Origin of the sequence: Streptomyces sp. NPDC096339, from assembly GCF_044762985.1 — a bacterium.
In the GTDB taxonomy this organism is placed as follows: domain Bacteria; phylum Actinomycetota; class Actinomycetes; order Streptomycetales; family Streptomycetaceae; genus Streptomyces.
The window spans coordinates 1-17,680 of sequence record NZ_JBIWFI010000038.1 but is presented as its reverse complement, the minus strand read 5'-3'; the positions used below and the strand labels follow the sequence as shown (position 1 = coordinate 17,680).

At 71.8% G+C, this 17,680-nt stretch carries 18 protein-coding genes; 4 read left to right on the top strand and 14 right to left on the bottom strand.

Going from position 1 to position 17,680, the window contains the following annotated elements; genetic code table 11:
• Window positions 1-433: 433 nt before the first annotated feature.
• Window positions 434-754: a hypothetical protein gene (locus tag ACIQ5Y_RS32970; RefSeq protein ID WP_403889080.1), complete on the bottom strand. Its 321-nt coding sequence runs from the start codon at window positions 752-754 to the stop codon at window positions 434-436.
• Between ACIQ5Y_RS32970 and ACIQ5Y_RS32965 the strand changes: the two genes are divergently transcribed.
• Window positions 692-1,198, top strand: coding sequence for a response regulator transcription factor (locus ACIQ5Y_RS32965; RefSeq protein ID WP_403889068.1), 507 nt, complete (start codon window positions 692-694; stop codon window positions 1,196-1,198). The genes ACIQ5Y_RS32970 and ACIQ5Y_RS32965 overlap by 63 nt on opposite strands.
• Here the strand turns inward: ACIQ5Y_RS32965 and ACIQ5Y_RS32960 are convergent.
• The 9 genes from ACIQ5Y_RS32960 to ACIQ5Y_RS32920 all read right to left on the bottom strand — a co-directional run bounded on the left by ACIQ5Y_RS32960 (window position 1,162) and on the right by ACIQ5Y_RS32920 (window position 9,707).
• A complete protein-coding gene (locus ACIQ5Y_RS32960) occupies window positions 1,162-1,740 on the bottom strand; it encodes a DUF3291 domain-containing protein (RefSeq protein ID WP_403888877.1) in 579 nt (192 codons plus the stop codon). The genes ACIQ5Y_RS32965 and ACIQ5Y_RS32960 overlap by 37 nt on opposite strands.
• Before the next feature lie 767 nt (window positions 1,741-2,507).
• On the bottom strand, window positions 2,508-3,758 hold the full coding sequence (locus ACIQ5Y_RS32955; RefSeq protein WP_403888874.1) for a cytochrome P450: 1,251 nt from the start codon (window positions 3,756-3,758) through the stop codon (window positions 2,508-2,510).
• On the bottom strand, window positions 3,755-4,984 hold the full coding sequence (locus ACIQ5Y_RS32950) for a cytochrome P450 (RefSeq protein WP_403888871.1): 1,230 nt from the start codon (window positions 4,982-4,984) through the stop codon (window positions 3,755-3,757). The genes ACIQ5Y_RS32955 and ACIQ5Y_RS32950 overlap by 4 nt, the downstream gene beginning before the upstream one ends.
• Window positions 4,981-5,619, bottom strand: a complete 639-nt coding sequence (locus ACIQ5Y_RS32945) for a GTP-binding protein (protein WP_403888868.1) — start codon at window positions 5,617-5,619, stop codon at window positions 4,981-4,983. The genes ACIQ5Y_RS32950 and ACIQ5Y_RS32945 overlap by 4 nt, the downstream gene beginning before the upstream one ends.
• On the bottom strand, window positions 5,600-5,956 hold the full coding sequence (locus tag ACIQ5Y_RS32940; protein ID WP_403888865.1) for a DUF742 domain-containing protein: 357 nt from the start codon (window positions 5,954-5,956) through the stop codon (window positions 5,600-5,602). Before ACIQ5Y_RS32940 ends, ACIQ5Y_RS32945 begins: the two co-directional genes overlap by 20 nt.
• Window positions 5,953-6,354: a roadblock/LC7 domain-containing protein gene (locus tag ACIQ5Y_RS32935; protein ID WP_403888862.1), complete on the bottom strand. Its 402-nt coding sequence runs from the start codon at window positions 6,352-6,354 to the stop codon at window positions 5,953-5,955. The genes ACIQ5Y_RS32940 and ACIQ5Y_RS32935 overlap by 4 nt, the downstream gene beginning before the upstream one ends.
• Window positions 6,351-7,952 carry an ATP-binding protein gene (locus ACIQ5Y_RS32930; protein WP_403888859.1) on the bottom strand — a complete coding sequence of 534 codons (1,602 nt, stop codon included), beginning with the start codon at window positions 7,950-7,952 and terminating at the stop codon, window positions 6,351-6,353. The genes ACIQ5Y_RS32935 and ACIQ5Y_RS32930 overlap by 4 nt, the downstream gene beginning before the upstream one ends.
• Before the next feature lie 333 nt (window positions 7,953-8,285).
• Window positions 8,286-8,801 (bottom strand): DoxX family protein, encoded by a 516-nt coding sequence (locus ACIQ5Y_RS32925; protein WP_403888856.1) that lies wholly within the window; start codon window positions 8,799-8,801, stop codon window positions 8,286-8,288.
• Window positions 8,802-9,071: 270 nt separating this feature from the next.
• Entirely contained in the window at window positions 9,072-9,707 is a 636-nt protein-coding gene (locus tag ACIQ5Y_RS32920) for a TetR/AcrR family transcriptional regulator (protein ID WP_403888853.1), read from the bottom strand.
• Between the two features lie 87 nt (window positions 9,708-9,794).
• Here ACIQ5Y_RS32920 and ACIQ5Y_RS32915 point away from each other — a divergent pair, with 87 nt between their 5' ends.
• Complete coding sequence (locus ACIQ5Y_RS32915) at window positions 9,795-11,321, top strand: FAD-dependent monooxygenase (RefSeq protein ID WP_403888850.1); 1,527 nt, start codon at window positions 9,795-9,797, stop codon at window positions 11,319-11,321.
• 358 nt (window positions 11,322-11,679) lie between these two features.
• On the opposite strand, the gene ACIQ5Y_RS32910 is transcribed toward ACIQ5Y_RS32915, so the two are convergent.
• Entirely contained in the window at window positions 11,680-12,204 is a 525-nt protein-coding gene (locus ACIQ5Y_RS32910) for a VOC family protein (protein ID WP_403888847.1), read from the bottom strand.
• Window positions 12,205-12,433: 229 nt separating this feature from the next.
• On the opposite strand from ACIQ5Y_RS32910, the gene ACIQ5Y_RS32905 reads away from it, so the two are divergent.
• On the top strand, window positions 12,434-13,252 hold the full coding sequence (locus tag ACIQ5Y_RS32905) for a maleylpyruvate isomerase family mycothiol-dependent enzyme (protein ID WP_403888844.1): 819 nt from the start codon (window positions 12,434-12,436) through the stop codon (window positions 13,250-13,252).
• A 126-nt stretch (window positions 13,253-13,378) separates the two neighbouring features.
• Here ACIQ5Y_RS32905 and ACIQ5Y_RS32900 read toward each other — a convergent pair whose 3' ends face one another.
• From ACIQ5Y_RS32900 to ACIQ5Y_RS32890, 3 genes are all read right to left on the bottom strand, one after another.
• Window positions 13,379-14,371 carry a BtrH N-terminal domain-containing protein gene (locus ACIQ5Y_RS32900; RefSeq protein ID WP_403888842.1) on the bottom strand — a complete coding sequence of 331 codons (993 nt, stop codon included), beginning with the start codon at window positions 14,369-14,371 and terminating at the stop codon, window positions 13,379-13,381.
• A complete protein-coding gene (locus tag ACIQ5Y_RS32895; protein WP_403888839.1) occupies window positions 14,368-15,177 on the bottom strand; it encodes a MerR family transcriptional regulator in 810 nt (269 codons plus the stop codon). Before ACIQ5Y_RS32895 ends, ACIQ5Y_RS32900 begins: the two co-directional genes overlap by 4 nt.
• 363 nt (window positions 15,178-15,540) lie before the next feature.
• Window positions 15,541-16,236 (bottom strand): DUF4232 domain-containing protein, encoded by a 696-nt coding sequence (locus ACIQ5Y_RS32890; RefSeq protein ID WP_403888836.1) that lies wholly within the window; start codon window positions 16,234-16,236, stop codon window positions 15,541-15,543.
• 589 nt (window positions 16,237-16,825) lie between these two features.
• On the opposite strand from ACIQ5Y_RS32890, the gene ACIQ5Y_RS32885 reads away from it, so the two are divergent.
• Window positions 16,826-17,500, top strand: a complete 675-nt coding sequence (locus ACIQ5Y_RS32885; protein ID WP_403888833.1) for a DsbA family protein — start codon at window positions 16,826-16,828, stop codon at window positions 17,498-17,500.
• Window positions 17,501-17,680 lie beyond the last annotated feature (180 nt).

The window sequence follows — 17,680 nt, the reverse complement described above, 5'->3', positions numbered from 1 at the left end:
GCGCGGTAGGAGGCCGTTCCTCCGTGAGAGGGACTCGCCCGCGAAACCGTCTGGCCAACCTGCGGACATGGGCAAACGAAGGCCGCCACCGGACTGTGCGCCGTCGGCTATCAGACGGCCGGGTTCCACGTGCTGTCCGTCGCGTACCTGGTCGCGGTGCACGGAGCGGTGCGGGCCGGGCACCGCGCCCTCGCGGTGACGGCCTCCGTGACTCTGCGGCTCAACGGCGCCGGCCCTCCGCGACGGGCCCGCGGCCGAGGCCAGAGCGCACCCGCGAGGAGACGGCACGGCGCCGCGCCGACGAGTAAGCACGACGTGCCGACCGCGGTGAGCCGGACCGCCTACCGCATCGTCCAGGAATCGCTGACCAACATCGTCCGGCACTCCGCCGCCATCACGGCATCGGTCCGGATCGACTACCGGCCCGACGCCCTCACGCTGCCATCGACGATGACGGCAGGGCCACCCCGGACGCGGCCCCGGTGCCCGGCGTCGGGCTGCTCGGGAGGCGCGAACGGGTCACCGCCCTCGGCGGCAGGCTGCGGACCGAACCGCGCCGCGGGGGCGGCTTCACCGTACTGGCCGAACTGCCCGTGGAGAGAGCGTCGTGATCCGCGTCCTGCTGGTCGACGACCAGCCGCTCACCCGCAGCGGCTTCCGCGCGCTTCTCGACCTCGAAGACGACATCGAGGTGGTCGCCGAGGCCGCCGACAGCGGCGGGCGTGGAGCCGGCCCGGGCCCAACTGCCCGACATCGCCCTCGTCGACATCCAGATGCCGGTCGTCGACGGCATCGAGGCGACCAGGCGCATCGCCGCGGACCCTGCGCCGGCCGGTGTGCACGTCGTCATCCTGACCAACTACGGCCTGGACGGGTACGTCTTCGACGCGCTGCGCGCCGGCGCGGCCGGGTTCCTGGTCAAGGACATCGTGCCGGAGGACTTCCTGCACGCCGTACGCGTCGCGGCGCGCGGCGACGCCCTGCTAGCCCCCTCGATCACCGCAAGCTGATCGAAGACCGTCGCCCGGGTCGCGCGGGGCCTGTCCCCAACGATCGGATCGCCGACCTCATGGTGATCAGCCCGATGACCGTGAAAACCCACATCAACCGGGCCGTGACCAAACTCCACGCCCGTGACCGCGCCCAACTCGTCGTCCTGGCCTACGAATCCGGCCTGGTCACCCCGCGCAGCTCCTGAACCCACGTGTGATGGGCGTCGGTTGACATCGGAGTCCCGTCCGGGGCGAACGCGTGGTGGAAGGTGAAGGCGTGCGGCGCGGAGCCGTGGTCGTGGAGGTGCTCCAGCCTGGAAACCCCGTCCCGCCAGGTGGGTATCACGCCGTCGGAGACCCACCAGAACACGTAATTCGGGTGCCCTGTCCTCTCGAACCAGTCGTAACGCCTGTTCAGCGCCGCACGGTGCACACCGGTGTAGACGGCGTCGAAGGCGGGCCGCAGGTCGGTCCAGAGTGAGAGGGTCGTGGCCAGGGCGGTGGTTTCCGGCGTGCGGCCCTTGTCGTACCAGGTCGGTACGGCGAACTGTCCCCACGCGCCCCAGTCCGCCTCGAAGAGCACGCCCCGGTCACCGTCCGCCGCTTCAGCGCGAGCGAGGTATCCGGGGTGCTGACTGATGGTCCGGTAGACGGCCTCACCGATGTCGTAGAACTCGCGGGTGCGAGGTCCGGGATCGGCGAGGGGTGACTTCAGGACGCCGAATGTGTACAGAGCAAGATGGGGCATGCGTCTCTCCCTGGTTGGGGGTGCCTGACGTGGAGCCGGTTCGGTGGCCTATGCACGGGGGCGCGGGTTCGCGCGGCGTGACCGGCGCATCGCGTCGCGGCCGGACCGGTGTGGAGAAGCCCCTGTCCGACCGCGGGCGATCACAGAAGACCAGGTGAAGGTAGCTGCCTCTGAGAGCTGTGTCGAAGTTGCGTTTTCCCTGTCCACGTGGCCTCTTGCACAGGTCCTTGCGAGAACCTGGACGGTGGCGCTGCCTGCCCCTGTGAAAGTCCGCGTCAGTCGGGCAGATGCCGAGAAGCAGCATCGACGACCCCGCTCGAACCGGTGTGCCGGGGCGATGCCGGCGGAGATTTCGGCGCCGCGGAGGTTGGTGACGGAGCGACTGGATTCACCGTCGGCTGTCCCCGGCGAGGACGGTGGCGGGGTTGCGCGCGTCGGGCTCTTCGCCATCGGTGGTTCGGCCGGAGGGCGGGCGGGGCGTCGTCGAGAGCGTGATCCCGGGCCGCCTGAACGGCCCCGGTGAGGCGCGCCGACCCAGCGTTGAGGCGGCTCGGTACACCGCGGTACTGAGGCTGCCGATCGAGGAGTTCTCGATGAAGGTCCGGCGTTTCCGCCAGGGCCGCTGACGGGACCGCGAACCGATCGCCGATCGCCGATCGTCGTACCGCGCGCCTCGCGCGAGGAGGCGAAGCCGGTCACGCCGCGAGCCCGCCGGTTCCCCGGCCGTCATGACGACGGCCGGGTCGGCTACCGCATCCCCGATGGCGTCAGGCCAGGACCACCGGAAGGTCGAACACGTCGTTCTGGGTGACCACCGGCTTGTTGCGGATCTCCTCGCGGGAGACCGCGAGGCGCAGCCCCGGGAAGCGCGCGTACAGCGCCGGCAGGGCCACGCCCGCCTCCAGCCGCGACAGGGCCGCGCCCGGGCAGACGTGCGGGCCGTGCCCGAAGGAGATGTGCCGGTTCGGGGTCCGGGTGACGTCGAACGCGTCGGCGTTCTCACCGAACTGCTCCTCGTCCCGGCCGATCGCGCCGAAGGACACGATCAGGCCCTCGCCCTTGGGCAGCACCCGGTCCCCGACCTCGATGTCCTCGGTGGCGAACCGGATCAGCACGTGCGAGGTGGGCGTCGACCAGCGCAGCGTCTCCTCGATCACGTTCTCCCACGGCACCTCGCCCTTGAGGACCAGGGCCCGCTGCTCGGGGTGGGTCTCCAGGGCGACCACCGCGTTGACGATCAGGCTGATGGTGGTCTCGTGACCGGCCGCGACCATCAGCTGCAGGGTGTTCTGGATCTCCTCGGCGGTCAGCCGGTCGCCGTTCTCGGCGGCGGCCAGCAGCGCGCTGGTCAGGTCGTCGCCGGGCTCGGCGCGCCGCTGCTCGATGATGCGGCCGAACAGGACGCCGAGGTCTCCCAGTACCTGCAGAACCTCCTGGGGCGGCGTCTGCGTGGAGAAGAACTTGTCGAACAGGGCCTTCATCTGCGGTAGGTCGGCCGCGTCGACGCCCATCAGCCCGGCGATCACGTTCATCGGCAGCGGGTACGCGAACTCCGCCTTGAGGTCGACCGTGCCGCCCGCCGGGAGTTCGGCCAGCCGGTCCAGCATCCCCTCCGTCAGCGCCTCGATGTCCGACCGCAGCCGTTCCACCCGGCGGGCGGTCAGCGCCTGCGCGACCAGGGTGCGCAGGCGGCGGTGGTCCTCGCCGTCGACGGTCAGCATGGACCGGCCCGGGTTGGCCAGGCCGATCAGCGGCCAGTCGAGGGGTATCTCGCCACGCTGCCAGGCGCCCCAGACGTCGATGTCCTTGACCAGCCGGGGGTCGGTCAGCAAATTGCGGGCCTCGGCCTGCCGGGTGACGGCGTAGCAGGCGACGCCGCCGGGCAGCACCACACGGGCGAGCGGGCCGGCGGCGCGCAGCCGGGCGCTCTCGCCGTCGAGGTCGGTGACGAAGGGGTCGAGCACGATCGCCGCGTCGGCGTCGGCGTCGGTGGCGGTGTGGTCGAAGGGGCACGTCATCGGGTGGCTCCAAGGGCAGGTGTCGGGGTGTAGGTCACGGGCAGGGCGGTGAGACCGCGCAGCCACGGGGACGGGCGACGGGCGAGGTCCTGCGCGGGCACCGCGAGGTCCATGTCGGGCAGCCGGTCGAGGAGGACCTCGATCCCGGTGCGGGCGATGGTCTCGGCGATCTCCTGGGCCGGGAAGGGGCAGCGGTGCTCGCCGTGGCCGAAGGAGAAGAAGGCGTTGTTGCCGCCGGTGAGGGCGCCGCCGTCGGTCCGTACGTGCGGGTCGGCGTTGGCGGCGGCCAGGCCCAGCAGCACCAGGTCCCCGGCGGCGATGCCGCGCCCGCCGAGCCGGGTGTCGCGGGAGGTCCAGCGGCCGGCCACGTTCTGGGTCGGGGTGTCCTCCCACAGCACCTCGTTCATGGCCTCGGCGACGCTGTGCCGGCCGCCCGCCAGGGAGGCCGCGAACCGGTCGTCGGTGAGCATCAGACGCAGCGAGTTGCCGATCCAGTCGGCGGTGGGCTGGTGGCCCGCGGCCAGCATCACCATCAGGTCCTGGGCGACCTCGACGGGGGTGAAGCCCGACCGGTTGGCGAGCATCCGGGAAACCACGTCGTCACCGGGGGCCGCCGACTTGGCGGCGAGCAGCGCGCCCATGGCGGCGCCGATGTGGGCCTGCCCCTCCAGGGCCCGTTCCTGACCGTTGATCATGTCGTTCATGGCGGTGACCAGGCCAGGGCCCTGCTCGTCGGGGAAGCCGAAGATGCTGGCGAGTACCCGCAGCGGCAGGAGCATCGCGTACTCGGCGACGATGTCGCAGGAGCCCTTGCCGCACAGCCCGTCGATGAGCTCGTCGGCGAAGCGCTCGGTACGGGCCTTGAGGCCGAAGGGGTCCATGGCCTCCAGCGCGCCGGATACCACCGCGGCGCGCTGCCCGTGGCGTTCGCCGACGGTGTAGAGGATCGACGGCTGGTCGCGGCCGATCATGGGCAGCAGGGGCCAGTCCGCGGGGATGTTGTCCCACTGGTTCCAGAGTCCGGAGTCGCGGGAGAACAGCGCCGGGTCGCTGGTGACCTGGTGCAGTTCCCGGTAGCCGAGGACCAGCCAGGCCGGTATGCCGCCGTCCAGGACGACGGGGGCGACCGGGCCGTGGTCGCGGCGCATCTGCCGGTACAGGTCCTGGGGGTCGTTCTGGAACCGGGGGCCGCTCAGCGGAACGGGCTGCGGCTCGGGGGTGGTCACGGGGCGGGCTCCGGGGTCTTCTGCTGGATCGGCTGCGGGGGTCGGGCGGCGACGGTCCGCAGGTGTTCGACGAGGGAGATCAGGACCTGCTTGCTGGACTCCCTGGAGCGGGCGTCGCAGAACACCAGAGGTACGTCCTCGGCGAGGTCGAGGGCGTCGCGGACCTCTTCCGGGGTGTGCGCCGGGCCGCCGAAGTCGTTGCAGGCGACCAGGAAGGGCGTGCCGTGGTGCTCCAGGCGGTCGATGGCGTACCAGGAGTCGGCGAGCCGGCGGGTGTCGACGAGGACGACGGCGCCGAGGGTGCCGGCGAACAGCCGGTCCCACAGGAACCAGAACCGCTCCTGGCCGGGTGCTCCGAACAGGTAGAGGACGTTGTGCGCGTCGAGTGAGATCCGGCCGAAGTCGAAGGCGACGGTGGTGGTGGACTTCCCGGCGATGCCCTCGGTGCGGTCGACGGCCCGGCCGGCCTGGGTCATGGTCTCCTCGGTGTTCAGCGGGCGGATCTCGCTGACCGAGCGGACCATCGTGGTCTTGCCGACTCCGAACCCGCCCACGATGACGATCTTCAGACCGTTGTCGGCGGTGCTGTGCAGGGTCAGGCGCTGTGCGGGCTGTTCAGAGGTTGCGGAGTCCAACGAGCACCTGCTCCAGGATGTCGGGGTCGAGAAGGCTGTGGGCGGTGGCACGCGGGTGCCGGGCGCTGATCCGCCCGGTGGCGTGCAGGTCGGCGAGCAGGATCCGGACGATGGACACGGGCAGCCCGAGTTCCGCGGCGACCTCCACCACGGCCGTCGGGAAACGGCACAGGCGCAGGATCGCGGCGTGCTCGGACTGCATGCCGGGCACCGGATCGCACTCGGCGATCACCAGCGTGACCAGGTCGAACGCGTCCGAACCGGCGCTGCTGCGGCCGCCGGTGAGGGTGTAGAGCCGGTCCGGGGAGTCGTCCCGGCCCGGCCTGCCGCGGCTCATCCCCGGGGCCTCGCGACCAGGTGCTCGCCCAACTGCTCCACCAGCTCGGCCATGTTGTGGCCGACCAGTCCGGCGTCGGCCTCCTCGTCGGCGACGAGCGCGACGTGGGCGCCCTCACCGGCCTCCACGATGAAGAGGATGCCGCCGTAGAACTCGGCCATCGCGGAGCGGACGCCGCCGGTGCCGTCGCCGAACTCGACCGAGGCGCCGTGCGAGAGGCTCTGGATGCCCGCGGCGATGGCGGCGAGCTGGTCGGCCTGGTCGACCGACAGCCCCGAGGTCCGGCACAGCTTGAGCCCGTCCCGGGACAGGACCAGGGCGTGCCGGGCTCCGGGGGTGCGCTCCAGGAGGTTCTCCAGGAGCCAGCTGAGCGTCTCGTCGGTGGTGGTGCCGGTCATCGGGGATTGCCTTCCGGGTGGGGGGAGTTGGGGGACGCTGGCTCGCGCGGGGATACGGGCGGCTCGGAGCCGGGGGCTTCGGGTGCGGTCTGGCCGGTGCCGCGGACCGCCTGGCGGAAGCTGCCGAAGCGGGCCACGGATCCTGCGGCCGCCCCCGACCTCGGGGTCTCCGTGCGGGCCCGGGCGGTGGCCTCGGGCCCGTCGGGGTGGGCCGCGGCCATGGTGCGGCCCCGCTTGCGCCGGGGCAGGGCTCCGTCGCCGGGCATGCGGTCGCCTTCGCCGGGCCCGTCGTGCACGGCCTCCGGCTCGCCGCCGGACCCCGGGGCGGTCCGGGCGGCCGGGACGCGTGCGAGGGCGTGGTCGCCCGTACGGGAGGGCAGTTGACCGGGAGCCTCACCCGGCGCCGGGACCGCGCGGGCGGGCGCGGGCGGCAGGGCCACCGTGGGAGCCGCCGGCGTCACGGCCGGGGTACGGCTGATCAGGTCCTGCGGGATCAGCATCAGCGCGCCGGTACCGCCGCGGGCGGACGGCCGGAAGGACACCGTCAGGCCGTACTTGCGCGCCAGGCGGCCCACCACGGCCAGTCCGAGCCTGGTCCCGGACAGGCCGGCCAAGTCCTGCGGGTCCGAGCCGACGGCGGCCTCGGCGCGGCGCAGTTGCACGTCGCTCATCACCAGACCGCTGTCCTCCACGGTGATGATGACCCCGGCCGGGACCTCCTCCACGTACACGTGGACCTCGGCGGTCGGCGGGGAGAAGTTCGCGGCGTTGTCCATGAGTTCGGCCAGCGCGTGCATCACGCCCTCGGCGGCGTGCCCCGCGACGGCTGCCTCGCTGGTGGAGTGCAGCCGCACCCGCTGGTAGCCGCCGATCCGGCCCATCGCCCCGCGCAGCACCGACTCCATCACGATGGGCCGGGCCCACCGGCGCCCGGACCGCGCGCCGGACAGCACGGCCACGGAGTCGGCCAGCCGGCCGGCCTGGGCGGTGCGGTGGTCCAGGTGCAGCAGGTCGGCGAGGACGTCCTCGTCGGCGTGCCGGTGTTCCATGTCGCGCAGGTCGGCGAGCATGCTCGTGGCCAGCGCCTGCATGCGACCGGCGGCGTTCGCGGCCGCCGCCAGGGCGGCGGCCCGGCCCGACTCGGCGCGGCGCAGGTCGGCCTCCAGCCGAGCCGCTGAGGCCTTGCCGGAGCCGACCAGCTCGGCGGTCCGCTCCGCGTGTTCCCGCGTGAGCCGTTCGACCACCTCGGTACGGGCGGCCTCCAGCGCGGCGGTCTCGGCCGCGTGCTGCTGCTGCCGGGCGCCGGCTTCACGGCCCGCCTCGTGGGTGACGTGGGCGAGGTACGCGTCGCGGGAAGCGAGCTCCCGCGCCAGTGCCTCGGCCCGCGACCGGTGCTTGCGCGCGGTGCGGCCGTACCAGGAGACCGCGAACGCGGCGGCGGCCAGCAGCAGTACACCGAAACCGGCGAACCAGCCGAGGGGTGCCTGGACTCCGGGGGGCGCCGCGGCCACCGCCGCCGTGGCGAGCGTGCCGCCGCCGACTGCCGTCAGCAGCATGGCGATCGCGGAAGGGCGGAAGGGGGTGGGTGACGCCGGCATCAACCAGACTCTCAGTACGGGCGCAAAGGGAAGGGCACGTTCCAGCCGTTAACGAGAGGTCACTATAAGTGAGTTGTAGATCAATTAGGAATACTCTTGATCAAATGGATATCCGCGGATGCTCGTTCGGCTGCTCGGTGTGGTGAACGGCTTCTGACGGTCGAGCGGTTGCGGACCGAGACCGTTGGGCCTCATCCGGCCGCGTCTCTGGTGAGGCCGTCGAACTCGCCGAGGAGGGCACCGACCCTCGGAGTGGGCAGCACATGGACCGGCCGCTTCGATCACCGCGCCGTGGACGTGGCCGAGTGGACGGACTCCACGCGGCACCGGTGCTCAATCCCGGATGAGGACGACGATGAATCCCGCGACGACGCCCAGCGCCACCGCGAGCACGGAGTACCGGGGCCGCGACTCGCGCAGTACGGGAAGGAAGTGGTCGACGGAGAAGCGGCCCGGCCCGGTGAGCGTGACGGTGAGCGCACCGGCGAGCAGCAGCACTTCGAGTTCGACGCCCTTCGGTGGGAAGAACGCGTTGAGCCCTCGCACGTCGAGGACGTTGATGAAGACGCCGATCAGGGCCGCGCCGGCGAGCGGGGTGAGCAGGCCGAGGGCGAGACCGAGGCCGCCCAGGCACTCGGAGACACCGGCGATGACGGCCATGGCGTCGCCGGCGGGGTAGCCGGCCAGTGTGAAGCCCTTGCCGGTCGCGGAGAGCCCGGGTCCGCCGAACCATCCGAAGAGCTTCTGGGTGCCGTGGCCGACCATGGCGAGGCCGACGACGATGCGGAGGACCAGCAGGCCGACGTCGTGGGTCACGGTGGTGCGTGGGGTCGTCGCGGTGGTGAACATTGCGCGGTCCCAACGTTCTTGCACCATGGACGTCCCGTTCTTCCGGTACCGGCGAGTGCGGCCACCCTATGGTGTGCGTCCGCGATGACGTGGCCACGACGGCGGCGGATCGTGTCGACGACCCGTTCGGCCGCAGATCCACGGCGCGAAGGCTCACGGGCGGGACCGGTCTCGCGTCCCGGAGGGCGGGCATCCACGAGAGCGATTGCCGGGCCGGTCCTGCCGTCGGAGGCTCGTGTCGTGGGGCCCGGTCGTCGTGGCCGCCGGCGCTCAGGCGGACAGGGCGTCGGCCAGGCCGGCGCCGAGCAACCGGAAGGCCCGGTCGGCGGCGGCGACGGCCTCGGGGTACGCGTCGTCGGCCGGCCGGCCCGCCTGCATCTGGGCGCTGTTGCGGTCGGCGAGGGCGCGCAGGACCGTGACGATCTGCACCGCGGCGAGCCGCGCGGTGAGCTCGTCGACGCCGGTCTCCTCCAGTGCCTCGGTGAGGGCCGAGATGCTGCGCCCCGCGTACCCGAGCAGCCGCTCGCTGAGGCTCGCCGTCGTACTCAGCAGCCGGGCGAAGGCGACGGCGTCCGGGTCGGACGTGAGTCCGGTGACCGGATCCCGCCGTGCCAGTGCGTCGAGCTCGTGCGCGTGCAGGGCGGCCAAGGGGCTCATGCCGGCCGGGCGGGCACGGACGACGCGGGCGGATTCGTCCTCGTGGTCGGCGAACACGTGCAGGACCAGGTCTTCCTTGGTCGGGAAGTAGGTGAACAGCGTGCGCTTGGAGACCTCGGCCGCATCGGCGATCTCCACGATCGACACGTCGTCGAAGCCGCGGCTCAGGAAGAGCCGCAGTGCCGCTTCGAAGATCGTCTGCCGGGTGCGCTGCTTCTTGCGTTCGCGCAGTCCAAGTTGCTCAGCCATGCGCTCACGATAGCAATGCGGTACCGAGGGGAAACTTGCACCTGGTATAGTTTTCCACCAGGTGAAGGAATCTTCCTGGGAGGCTCCATGAACACGCAGGTCACCGGTGTCATCGTCGTAGGGGCCGGCGGCGCCGGACTCACGCTCGCCACCGAGCTCGCCCTCGCCGGCGTCCCCGCCGTCGTGCTCGACCGGCTGCCCGGTCGCAACCTCCAGTCCCGTGCCGGGGCGATCCAGCCCCGGACCGCCGAGATGCTCGCGCTGCGCGGCCTGCTGGAGGACGCCCTCGGACGGTCGATCGACTACCAGCTCGTCGGCGGCCACTTCGCGGGACTGCCCGTTCCGCTGGACTACACGGCGTGGGACACCCGCTACCCGCACCCCGTTCTGCTCCCGCAGGACCAGCTCGAGGCCGTGCTCGAGGACCGGCTCGCCAAGCTCGGCGGCCAGGTGCTCAGGGAGCACCGGCTGACGGGCCTCCAGCAGGATGCCGAGGGCGTCACGATCACCGTGACCACTCCGGACGGCGACCGGTCGCTGCGGGGCCGCTACCTCGTCGCGTGCGACGGCGCACACAGCAGCGTGCGCAAGCTCATCGGAGCCGATTTCCCCGGCCAGGCCGCCACCATCCGCATGGCCACGGCCGACCTGCTGCTCACCGGCGACCTCGACGACAGCCCCGGCGGACACATCAGCTCGCGGATCCACACATCACCCCAGGGCCACTTCGCCATGATCACGCCCCTGGCGAACGGCCTCCACAAGCTCATCTTCAGCGGCCCGCGGACCATGGAGGCCGAACGTGACGCCCCCGTGACCACGGAGGAGGTCCGCGAGGTGTTGCGCGCCACCCACGGCGGAGTGCTCGACGTCGCCGAGATCCGCTACTCCTCCCGGTTCAGCAACGCCAGCAGGCAGCTGGAGCACTACCGCCACGGTCAGGTGTTCTTCGCCGGAGACTCCGCCCACATCCACTCGCCGGCCGGCGGCCAGGGACTCAACCTCGGCGTGCAGGACGCGTTCAACCTCGGCTGGAAGCTCGCGGCCGTCCTGCGTGGCGAGGTGGGCGAGCGGTTGCTGGACACCTATCAGACCGAGCGGCACCCCGTCGCCGCGCGGGTGCTCGCCCTGACCCGGGCCCAGGGAGTGGTCATGGGGCCGCAGCGCGACGGCGGGCTGGGCGAGCTGCGTGACGTGCTCACCGACCTGCTCCGCCTGCCCGACGCCAACCGGTACATGGCCGGAGTGATGGCCGGGCTCGACCTCTGCCTCGCGTCCCCCGACGCCGCGGCCCATCCGTTGTTGGGCCTGCGGATGCCGGACCTGGACCTCGTCGTCGGTGCCGGGGAGCGGATCCGGTTCAGCGACCTGACGCGCACCGGACGCGGTGTCCTGCTCAACCTCACCGACGCCCCCCTCGCCGCCGCGGCCCCCTGGCACGACCGGGTCACCCACGTGCAGGCCCAGGCGGAACCCGGCGCGACCGACGCAGAGGCCATACTCGTCCGCCCGGACGGATACGTCTGCTGGGCCGGAGGCCCCGGTCTCACCGAAACGCTCACCCGCTGGTTCGGCCCGGCCGAGCTCGTGGGGGAGTCCGGGGAAGGGGCTTGACCGCTCGCGGAGCGCCGCAGGCGGCGCCTTCCGCATGGAAGAGGACAGGGTCCCGGCGCACGATCTCGATCCCGGGCCGCCCGGACAACCGCCACGCCGATGCCCCTGGTCGGCAGGAGGTCCATGGGGCGGCGAGTCTCGATCCGCCCCCCACCGACCGGATTCGTCCATCGTCCACACCGACCCGAGTGCGGCGGCAGTCTCGCGAGCTTCAGCGACGTCGCCTTGCTTCCATCAGATCATCCCACCCCATGCCTGCCTCCGCTTCCAGCCTGGTCATCACGGAAGCGCTGTCCACCTGGGTTCGTCCGCGGTGAGCGAGGCCCGGCGGTCCGGCGGTCCGGCCGGGATGGGGAGTTCAGGAGGCCGGGTGTTGTGGGGCGCTTGACCATCCGGTTTCCCTGCCGCTGAGTTCGGCGTCCAGAGTTTCCTGCGCGATGCGCATGGCCTGTGCGTATTTCGGCTGCGACAGTCGTTGCCAGGCCTGGTCGGGTGCGATGTCCTCGTTCCGACTCATCACCCACCAGATGTTGCCGAACGGGTCTCGTACCCTGCCTCCCCGGTCGCCCCACGCGCTGTCGGTGACCTCGGTGACGACCGTGGCCCCGTGCGCGACGGCGGCGGCCATGGCGGTGTCGGCGTCAGGAACGTAAATGCGCAGGAGCGCGGGCATCGTGGGCCAGCCTGGCCGGCGGTCGAAGGCCAGGACGACCGTGTCACCGACACGGATCTCGCCGTGTCCGATGCTGCCGTCCGCGACGGGCACCCGGGCGAGCTCCTCGCCCTCGAACGCCGCCGTGATGAAGTCGAGCAGCGCGCCGGTGTCGTCGGTGACGACCCACGGTGCGACGCTGGTGTAGCCCTCGGGCGCGGTGTGTTCCATGGCTACGTCCTGTCTGCCGGTTCCTGGTGACGTGCCGACACTACGACCGAACCAGGTCAGCTCTTGTCCTAGTTCCCGTGTGTCGGTCCACCGGTTCGCCACGTGCTCACAGACGGCGCGCAGCGCCCGGCCCTGCTGACGGAAGCGGTCAACGCCGCGGAGGCCCTGACGGTGTTCGCCCGTGGCGCAAGCTGATACGCGCCGCCTCCTACCGGGCAGGGGAAACCGCATGGATCATCTCACCAGGCTCGGCGTTTTCCGGGGCGAGGCGGAGGCCTTCGGCACGGCTGTACGGCGGGCGGCCGACGGGGGCCGCGAAGCTCCGCCGGTGCCGTCGTGCCCCGGGTGGTCGGTCGCCGACCTCGTCGGTCACCTCGGCAGCGTCCAGCGCTACCTCACGCACATCCTCCGGGAACGGCACACGGAGCCGCCGGACCCCACGGACCCCGCCCTCTACGCGCTCCCCGAGGACCCGGCGGTACGGGCCGCCTGGCCCCGGCACGACGCGACACCGCACCGCGGTCCCGTCCCCGAGGAGCTCTTCGACTGGTCGGCCGCCGCTGCCCGGGACCTGGCGGAGGCGTTGCGCGAGCTCGGACCGGACGTACCGGTGTGGAGCTGGTCGGCGGAGCGGACCAGCGGCTTCTGGCTGCGCGTGCAGACCATCGAACAGGCCGTCCACCGCTGGGACGCGGAATCCGTCACCGGCGACCCGGCCCCCTTCGACCCCGCCTTCGCCACGGACGCGGTCGCCCAGACCTTCGAGGTCATGGTACCCGCCCGGCGCGGCTGGAAGCCGGCACCGGCCGGGGCGGGGGAGCGCTACCGCTTCCGCCGCACCGACGGCCCCGAGTCCTGGACGCTGGAGTTCACCGACGCCGGAGTACGGCTGGACAGGGACGGCACCGGTCCGGTGAGCGTGGAGGCCGCGGGCACAGCCTCCGACCTGACACTGTTCCTCTGGCAACGGCTCCCCGCCACCAGCCTGGACGTCACCGGTGACAGGGCACTCCTAGAGCACTGGTTCACCCTGGTTCCGCCCGCCTGAAGCCTGCCGCGATCACGGGCGCGAACTCTTGGCCGACCGAAGCAGCTCACGGGCGAACCCCTTGGCCGGGTGCGGGTCGTACGCCTCGGGCTGGAAGCCGGTTTCAGAGGCGGATCACCCTCGGGGTCACTCACTCCCCAGACGGCTCAGCGCCTGCATGGCCTCGTGTTCCACACGTGCGAGGTCCGTGAGGACCGAGCCGGCCTGTTCGAGGTACTGGGCATCGCCCGATTCGCCGGCCTTCTTGATCAGTCCTGCTGCTTCGGTCCAGAGCGTGGCAGCCTCGGTGTACAGCGCGTGGCCGGTGCGCAGGCGGCCGTTGTCGAGCAGATCCGTGCATTCGGCGAGGAAGTCGCGGTAGAGGTTGCGGAACAGAGCGCCGCCGGTTCCGGCCTCCTCCATCAGCAGGGCGGCCTGTGGCAGGTCCCGCTCTGGGTTCTCGGTGCGCCGGAGCCACGTGCGCACCAGCTTGCCGGCCTTCTCGATCCCGCGGTGACCGAGGTTCGCGATGGGCGGATCGAGGAACGCGTGGGCGCAGGCGGTGATGGCGGGGACGATCCGCCCGTGCGGGGCGGGGAGGTTCTCCGGAACGGCGAGGGTGAAGGAGCGGTGCTTGGCGGTCATCGGTCCTCGCGCGGCCCTGGCCTCGGCGAGGCTGGTCAGGCTGGTGGAGACCGCTCCGCCTTGCCGGCTGGTGTCCACCAGGTAGGCGTTGTGGTCGTCGTAGCCGTACAGGGCGACGAGGTGGCCGCCGAAATGGATCTTCGAGCCGAAGTAGTCCAGGTAATGGCTGTCGAGTTGGAGACCGACGGGCCGGCCCGCGTCGATGGAGGCCGCCACGCTGTCCCATGCCTTGCGCGGGGAGGTGGTCTCCTGCACCAGGAGCTCCAGCCCGAGCCTGCCGGCCAGGTTCCTCGTGAGGTCGAACGGCTTGACCCGTCCCCCGAGGAAGGGGAAGCCCATGTTCTTGCCGTCCCAGTAGACGAAGGAGAGACCGGCGCCGAGGCCGAACAACATGGGCTCGGACAAGTCGAGTCCGCGGTGCCGCAGGAGCACCCCCAGGGCTGACGTCTCGCAGTGCTGCGTGCCGTGGGCATCGATGTCCACTACGGTGCTCATGCCGTGTTCTCCTGAACGGGGATGATCAGTCGGGTCATCAGTTCTTCTTGCGGAGCTTCCTCCGGGCCGACGAGGTACGCCTCGCGTACGGGTGCGCTCGCGGGGCGCAGCCCGCGCTCGTGGATGGCGGCGAAGAGCGCGTTGTAGGCCAACGGCAGCTGCGTGTAGGGCCCGACGTGCGTGGTCTCGGCGACGAGTCCACACGGCAGCACCTCGCATTCCAGACCGGGCACGTCGCCCCCCTGCCCGGTCTGCGCCCCGACGGCGACCTCCATCCGCTCTTCCAGGTCCAGCGGGTACAGCCCCCACAACGGCGGCCGCCATGGGACCCCCGTCTCGGCGAGCACGGGCAGCAGCCGACCCACACACTCCGCGACCTTGGTCCCGAGCTCCGCGGGAGTGCAGACCGCTCGCACCACCGTCAGCCGTCGCTCCGGCTCCCTGCCCAGCGTCACCTCATAGCCGGGCAGACCGCCCTCTGCCAGCCGCTCCAGCATCTCCAGCCGGACCTGGTCCCTGCTGATCCGCTCGGCCAGCCGATCCCGCTCGGCGCGCAGGATCCCCGCCCTCCGCTCAGGCCCGGCAGCCAGTGCCTGGGCGATGACGGCCAGGGGAAGATCCATCTCGCGCAGCAGGGCGATGGTCAGGGCGTCACGCGCTTGTTCGGGTGCGTAATAGCGGTAGCCGGAGCCGATGCCCACGCGGATGGGAGTCAGCAGCCCCATGTCGTCGTAGTGGCGTAGCTGCTTCACGCTGAGCCGGCACAGGCGGGCGAAGCGCCCGATGGTGAGAAGTTCGTCGTGCACGCCATCATGGTGGACTCTCCCACGGTGGGAGAGTCCAGAGTCGGGGCCCTGATCCGATGGACAGGCTCAAGGACACCCTGCTCGCCGCCGTCACCCTTGCCCGCGGCGGCGGCCCGAGAGGGATCGCGGGAGTCGAACGGTACGGGCCTGGTGAGCGCGGTCCGGCACACGACGTAGTCCCGTGCGGGCACGGGGCGGGGACGGCCGTGCCGACGGCTGGTAGGTCCGCCGCCGGCGCCGGCCCGCGCGGCCCCCGTAACGCGGCGCGGAGCCTCCTGGCGCGCCCCGGCGTCCCCCTCCAGGGCCGGACCGTCGCCCGTGAAGCATCGGCGCGGGCCGGGGCGCACGATTCCGTATTTCCGGTCAGGACGGCTTGTCGGCGGAGAAAGCGCTGACCGTCACCTTGTCGTCGCACTCGGCGAAGACGCCGTCGGTCATGGCGATCTGGTGCGAGCCGGCGCCGGGCACACCGATGACGAGCGTCGGGAAGGCGGCCGGAGTGGCCCCCGAGACGCAGTACCCGTCCGCCTCGCCCTGGACGTTGACGAAGGTCAGCTTCGTCCACGCGCGGGCTCCGGGAGCCAGCGTCACCGTGGACGCCGTACCGCTGTGGGCGGCGGCGAGCGGCAGGTTCTTCTCGGGTGAGCCGTTGCCCGCACCGGCCACCGTCGGGTATCCGGTGAGCGTGCAGGCGTGCTTCGAGGCGTTGGCGACCGAGAGGATCGCGGCGCCGGTCCCGGTGCCCGGCGGCCGCACCGCGGCCTGCTGGGCGTCGGAGACCTTGACCTCGCCGGCCGTGCAGGGCCGCGTACCGCCGCCGGTGGCGGACGCCGAGGGGGTGGGCGCGGTCCCGCCCGAGCCGCCGGTGGAGGAAGCGCCTCCACCGCCGGTCGGGGAGCCGCCCGTGGGCGTCGGCGCGGCCGGCACGGAGGCGGCGGGGGTGGCCGGCGGCACGCCCACCGCCCCGTCGTCGGCCGGCCCGCAGCCCGTCATCAGGACGGTGGCGGCGGCCGCCACGAGCGCCGCCGCCGAGTGGCGGATGCCTGCGGAGTACTGCATGGGATGCTCCTGGGTGTCTCCCGGCCGGCAAGCACCGGCACTTACCGGGACACGGCACCGTGGCACGCCCGGGTTCCCGCGCTGCGCCGTTGTGGCAGTCCTGTCACGTGACCATGACGTATGGCCTCCGCCTGCCCGCACCGGGGGTGCCTCGTACGGTACGCCGCCCGTGGCGGCACGAGGCCCACGCTGCGCAGGCTGATCCGCGCTCTGCCGCTCCCGTCCTCGGGCCCGGTGCGACATCCGGGCCTTGTGGGCCCCGGGCGGTGAGGGGGCGACGAGGTCGGTTGTCAGCCGCTCCGCGTGCGGTCGGCGCATGGATGATCAACGGAACCCTTCCCGGACCCCGCCAACGAACTCCTCGCCCTCTGGGACCGGCCCCCGATCATCCACACCGTCGTCCGCAGGCGTCGTTGCGAGCTTTTGGCGCGGGGGCTGAAACACGTGTGCGTGCCCCTTCGCCAAGCGTCTAGAGTCTGCGAGTTCACCAGGGAGGGAATGTATGCGGATCAGGTATGTCAGACGGCTGGCTGCGGTGGGGGTTTGCGGCGTGATCGCGGCCGCGACGGCAGGCTGCGAGCGAGGCTCGATGCCTGCCTCAGAGGGGATCGCGGCGCCCGGATCCACCCCGTACGCGGCGATCACGGAACTGCCCGAGGCGCTGTCCGCGGACGGGACGACGATCATAGTGGGGGATCCGCTCGCCAAGACGACCGTTCACCTGTACGAGGACCCGCGGTGCCCGGTCGTCGCCGAGTTCGAGGCGAGCGGCGCCAAGGTGATCCGCACCCAGACCATCAAGCGGCAGATCAGGACGGAGTACACCCTCGCGTCGTTCAAGGACGGAAGCCTCGGCGGGGACGGCTCCAAGCGGGCGGTCAACGCCCTGCGCGCGGCGTTGGACGCGCAGAAGTTCACCGAGTACCACGCCGTGCTGATGGGGAGCCAGGAAGAGGTCGAGGAGTCCGGCGGCTTCACCACCGAGCGTCTGCTGAGCCTCGCTGATCAGGTACCGGGGCTGCGGAGCGAGACGTTCGATGCCGCGGTGTCCACGATGAAGTACGGCGAGTTCGTGACCGCTTCGCTGAGGACCTACCGGCAGACGGGAGACGATCCGATCGGACCGGGCACCCCGACCGTCGCCATCAACAGCAAGTTGATCCCCGGAGAGAACAACGGAGTCCTCTTCGAGGAGGACCTGCTCACGAGCCTGCTGGCCGGGATCCAGAGGAACCCCGGAGCCTGGCAGAGCTACCGCCCCTGACGGGCTCGTGCATGCCCTGCGGCTGCCGGCATCCGCAGGGCGGGCCGTTCCCGGCATCGTGGGCCGGACGTCGCTCCGCGCCGACTCCGGTCGGGGTTGGTCAGGACGACATGATGAAGCGCAGGGCGAGGCCGGAGGCCCCTGTCCAGTACGTGACGCGGGCCCCGTCGTCGAACGGCA

Bases quoted from the DNA above. Each gene is read 5' to 3' on its own strand.
- ACIQ5Y_RS32970 (WP_403889080.1), bottom strand. From the start codon at position 754: ATGTCGGGCAGTTGGGCCCGGGCCGGCTCCACGCCCGCCGCTGTCGGC.
- ACIQ5Y_RS32960 (WP_403888877.1), bottom strand. From the start codon at position 1,740: ATGCCCCATCTTGCTCTGTACACATTCGGCGTCCTGAAGTCACCCCTC.
- ACIQ5Y_RS32955 (WP_403888874.1), bottom strand. From the start codon at position 3,758: ATGACGTGCCCCTTCGACCACACCGCCACCGACGCCGACGCCGACGCG.
- ACIQ5Y_RS32940 (WP_403888865.1), bottom strand. From the start codon at position 5,956: ATGAGCCGCGGCAGGCCGGGCCGGGACGACTCCCCGGACCGGCTCTAC.
- ACIQ5Y_RS32935 (WP_403888862.1), bottom strand. From the start codon at position 6,354: ATGACCGGCACCACCACCGACGAGACGCTCAGCTGGCTCCTGGAGAAC.
- ACIQ5Y_RS32930 (WP_403888859.1), bottom strand. From the start codon at position 7,952: ATGCCGGCGTCACCCACCCCCTTCCGCCCTTCCGCGATCGCCATGCTG.
- ACIQ5Y_RS32925 (WP_403888856.1), bottom strand. From the start codon at position 8,801: ATGTTCACCACCGCGACGACCCCACGCACCACCGTGACCCACGACGTC.
- ACIQ5Y_RS32920 (WP_403888853.1), bottom strand. From the start codon at position 9,707: ATGGCTGAGCAACTTGGACTGCGCGAACGCAAGAAGCAGCGCACCCGG.
- ACIQ5Y_RS32915 (WP_403888850.1), top strand. From the start codon at position 9,795: ATGAACACGCAGGTCACCGGTGTCATCGTCGTAGGGGCCGGCGGCGCC.
- ACIQ5Y_RS32910 (WP_403888847.1), bottom strand. From the start codon at position 12,204: ATGGAACACACCGCGCCCGAGGGCTACACCAGCGTCGCACCGTGGGTC.
- ACIQ5Y_RS32905 (WP_403888844.1), top strand. From the start codon at position 12,434: ATGGATCATCTCACCAGGCTCGGCGTTTTCCGGGGCGAGGCGGAGGCC.
- ACIQ5Y_RS32900 (WP_403888842.1), bottom strand. From the start codon at position 14,371: ATGAGCACCGTAGTGGACATCGATGCCCACGGCACGCAGCACTGCGAG.
- ACIQ5Y_RS32890 (WP_403888836.1), bottom strand. From the start codon at position 16,236: ATGCAGTACTCCGCAGGCATCCGCCACTCGGCGGCGGCGCTCGTGGCG.
- ACIQ5Y_RS32885 (WP_403888833.1), top strand. From the start codon at position 16,826: ATGCCTGCCTCAGAGGGGATCGCGGCGCCCGGATCCACCCCGTACGCG.